At 70.0% G+C, this 4,158-nt stretch carries 4 protein-coding genes; all 4 read left to right on the top strand.

Annotation, left to right across the window (positions count from 1 at the left end):
* Nucleotides 1-60: 60 nt before the first annotated feature.
* Nucleotides 61-1,782, top strand: coding sequence for a replication initiator (locus AC5LSR_RS21100; protein ID WP_250289507.1), 1,722 nt, complete (start codon nucleotides 61-63; stop codon nucleotides 1,780-1,782).
* A gap of 34 nt (nucleotides 1,783-1,816) precedes the next feature.
* Nucleotides 1,817-2,011 (top strand): helix-turn-helix domain-containing protein, encoded by a 195-nt coding sequence (locus tag AC5LSR_RS21095; protein ID WP_250289509.1) that lies wholly within the window; start codon nucleotides 1,817-1,819, stop codon nucleotides 2,009-2,011.
* A 183-nt stretch (nucleotides 2,012-2,194) separates the two neighbouring features.
* Nucleotides 2,195-2,527 (top strand): hypothetical protein, encoded by a 333-nt coding sequence (locus AC5LSR_RS21090; RefSeq protein ID WP_250289512.1) that lies wholly within the window; start codon nucleotides 2,195-2,197, stop codon nucleotides 2,525-2,527.
* A gap of 420 nt (nucleotides 2,528-2,947) precedes the next feature.
* The gene (locus AC5LSR_RS21085) at nucleotides 2,948-4,084 is read left to right on the top strand and encodes a tyrosine-type recombinase/integrase (protein WP_250289514.1); all 1,137 of its coding nucleotides are present in this window, start codon (nucleotides 2,948-2,950) and stop codon (nucleotides 4,082-4,084) included.
* The last annotated feature ends 74 nt before the right edge of the window (nucleotides 4,085-4,158 follow it).

Genomic DNA, 4,158 nt, shown 5'->3' with positions numbered 1-4,158 from the left:
CCCGACCGGCGACGACCACGACCAAGACCACGACGACCAGGATCAGGAGGAGCGGGCCGCATGACGCACGGAACGGACCCCGCCGGCCTACTGTCGGCGCATCCGGACAGTCCGACCGGCCCCGTCTCGAGTACGGACCCGGCGGCGGGGAGTCGGGCGGCGCGGCTGCGGCTGCCGCTGGCCCGGCAGATTCTCGAGGCGGTCGCGGTCGACAACGGGGTGTGCATCCGGCCGCTGGCCATGCGGAGAATCGACCTGACCACCGGCGAGACGGAAACCATCCCGGTGCCGTGCGGGGCCACGCTGGCGAGCAAGTGCCCGCCGTGCGCGGACCGGGCCCGCAAGCTGCGGATGGCGCAGTGCAAGGCCGGCTGGCACCTCGACGACGAACCGTTGCCCGACCCGGACCCGCCGACCGACGACGCGAAAACCCTCGTCCGGCTCCGCGCCGATCTCGAAGCCGTCCGCGTCGACGCCGTCACCAGCCACAACGTCGAGCAGATCACCGAAGCCGACGACCTGATCTCCCAGGTGGACGCGGCGTTGACCGACCTCGGCGTCCGCGGCACGACCGCCCCGGAGGCCCGGGAGCGGCCCCGGCGGACCCGATCGACCCGGCGGCGGCAGGACGCCCCCGACCTGCCCCGGCTCCCCGTCGACCGGCGCACCGTGGGCCGGACATTCACCGCGGCGGACGGCACGGTGTGGCGGCCGTCGATGTTCCTCACGCTCACCTGCGACAGCTACGGCCGGGTAAACGGCGACGGCACCCCGGTGGACCCGGACGGCTACGACTACCGGCGGGCGGCCCGGGATGCGATCCACTTTCCCAAGCTGGTGGACCGGTTCTGGCAGAACCTGCGCCGGGCGGTCGGCTGGGACGTCCAGTACTTCGCGGCCTTGGAGCCGCAACGGCGGCTGGCGCCGCATCTGCACGCGGCGATGCGCGGGACGATCCCGCGGGTGCTGCTGCGGCAGGTGGCGGCGGCGACCTATCACCAGGTGTGGTGGCCGGCGTGTGACCGGCCGGTCTACACCCCCGGCCAGCTGCCGGTCTGGGACGAACGGGCCGGCGGCTACACCGACCCGGACACCGGCGCACCGCTGCCGACCTGGGATGCCGCACTCGACACGCTCGGCGACGATGCCGAACCCGCACACGTGGTCCGGTTCGGGGTGCAGGTCCGCGCGGACGGGGTGACCGCGAACAACGCCACCACCGGCCGGCTGATCGGCTACCTGACCAAATACCTGACCAAGAGCCTGGACGCCTGCCACACGATGACCAGCGACGCGCAGCGGACGCACGTGGACAGGCTCGCCGACGCCCTGCGCTACGAACCCTGCTCGCCGACGTGCGCAAACTGGCTGCTTTACGGCGTGCAGCCGAAGAACCCACGGGCCGGGCTGGTATCGGGCCGGTGCCGGGGCAAGGCCCACCGGCGGGAAACCCTCGGCTTCGGTGGCCGGCGGGTGCTCGTCTCCCGGAAGTGGTCGGGCAAGACCCTCGCCGACCACAAAGAAGATCGGAAAGTCTGGGTTCGGCAACAACTCGCGGTCCTCGGCCACACCGACACCGGCGGCCAGGGCGGCGGCGCCGACCGGGCGGTCTGGCAGCTTCTCCGACCCGGTGACCCGGCCACCCCCCGCCGGGAACACCTGCTGCTGCGGGCGGTCGCGGACCGGCACCGGTGGCGCGCACAACTCGACGCGGCGCGGGCCGCGCGCGGACACCCCGACCCGGTGTCGGCAACCGACCCGCTACTCCGCGATGCCGCATGATCTCCGAGTCTTACGACGATTCCGGCGAGGACGTATGAACAAGCTCCTCCTGACCGCGGCCGAAGCCGCCGCGGTCCTCGGTGTCGGCCGGTCCACCGTCTACGAACTGATGGCGGCGGGGCAGATCGAATCCGTCCGCATCGGACGATCGCGGCGGATCCCGCGGGCGGCGCTCGTCGCCTACGTCGACCGGCTCCGCGGAGTCTCGGACACGGAGGCCGCCGCATGATCACATACTGGTCCGCGCCGAACCGGACAGCCGAGTTTCGGCAGTACAGCACACGCGGCGATGCGGCCCGTGGGCCTCCGGTCGTACAGACACAAAGATCTCTAAAGCGGTCCCGGCGGGTGCGGGAACACCACACCGGGACCTTGATCAGCACCCCCTTCGAGAGCAAGGGAGTACCGACCCGTGCCCATCATTCCGCCTGACCTCAACCCCCCGCGCGACCCCTCCGACGGACAGCCCTTCGTCCGCCTCGACGCCCCCGGCCACGGCTACTACGAGATAACCGTCAAACCGGGCGCCGACCCGTTCGACATCGCCCGGACCGCGGTCGCGATCCCCACCGACGCGGTGTTCGTCGAAGCCCTCGGAGACGTCGACGTCGTGCTGGTGTTCCGCGCGATCCCCGACAGCACGCTTCCGGCAACGCCCCCGCCGCACAGACCTGGTCCGGCCGGCGGCTGGCTGCCTGACCTCCGCCCGTATCGGACGGTTCCCGCGCAGCCTCAGCCCCGCTGACCAGGACTCGCGGTCCTTCCCCCATTTCTTTCCCGTTCCTCTGGTGGGCGTTACACCCGTCGGGAGTGCGGACGGGTCCAGGGTCGGCGAAGCCGATCACGCAGTGACGCGATAGCGCCCTGGACGCGGCCGGGCTCCCGACGGACCCTCCCCCGCCCCAGAGGAGCGGGAGCACCGAACCGCCGGACGCAACCTCCCGGCGCTCTCCCGTTCTTCGCATCATTTCTTCGGCAAGGAGTGATCTTCATCATGTCCGGCAAGCGGCAGGATCCGACCGGAGCAGCCGACGACGAACCGACCGGCTCTGATGCCCAGAGCTCGAAACGTCGGACGCGGAACGCTCCTGATCGCCGGGGCCGTCGGCGTAGCCATGGCGAAGGCGCCCTTTACCAGCGTGAAAGTGACGGTCGGTGGGTCGGTGTGGTCGATCTGGGCTGGATCGACGGGAAGCGGCGTCGCCGCGTCGTCTACGGGGGGACCGAGAAGGAAGCCCTTGCCAAGGTGCGTGAACTGCGCAAGGCGGCCGATCAGGGCCAGGACCTCACGGCGAAGTCCCGCACCGTCGCCGAATGGATGGACTACTGGATGGACGAGATCAAGTCTCACGATGGAACACGACCGTCCACTCTCGCCCGGTACCGGTACGCGATCGACGGCCACATCGTCCCGATGCTCGGAAAGATCCGCCTGGACAAACTCGGGCCGGCCCACGTCCGGCGTCTGCACGCGGCACGTCGGGAGCAGATGAAGCCGGCAAGCCTCGTGAAGATTCACGCGGTGCTGCGGGCCGCGCTCGCCGACGCGGAACGGATGGAGCTGGTGAGCCGCAACGTCGCGAAAGCTGTTCGCCCGCCGAGCCTGGCCGGTGGGGAACAGCACACGCTGACCACCAGTGATGCACGTCGTTTCCTGACCCTGGCTATAGATGATCGGCTCGAAGCGCTGTTCGTCCTGGCGCTCACGATGGGACTGCGCCGCGGTGAGCTGCTCGGCCTCCGCTGGGATGACGTCGACCTCGACGCCCGGACGCTGTGGGTCCGCCGCTCCGCCCAACGGGTCAGCGGGCAACTGCGGCTCGTCGAGCCGAAGACGCACGGTTCACGGCGAACGGTGCCGATACCGGCGCTCGCCGTTGACGCCCTGGAACGCCAACGCAAGCGCCAGGCGGACGAACGGAACAAGGCCGGCGAGTCGTGGCAGAACAACGGGCTCGTCTTCGCCTCGACGGTCGGCACGCCGATGGAGCCACGGAACGTGACCCGACGCGTCCAACAGCTCCGTGACGGTGCCGGCCTGCCGTGGCTGCGGCTTCACGACTTCCGCCATGGCTGCGCGACGTTCCTTCTGGCGTCCGGGATCGAACCGCGGACCGTGATGGAGATCCTCGGCCACACCACGGTCAGGATGACGATGGAGCGGTACGGCCACGTGCTGCCCGAGCGACTTCGCGCGGCCGCAACGGCGATGGACGGCATCCTTGGCCCCGAGGCCGACACCGACAAGCAACACAAGAAGAAGCACAAGGACGACACGGTGGAAGACCGGGACGACGGGTAGCGCCCCTTGGCTACACGGTTGGCTACATCTCGATCTTCTCGTCGGATGAGACAACCCGTTTATGCAGGTCAGAC

Source organism: Protofrankia sp. CiP1_Cm_nod4 (assembly GCF_982290645.1).
Note: the sequence above shows the minus strand (reverse complement) of the source record. Positions and strands in the feature narration are given on the sequence as shown.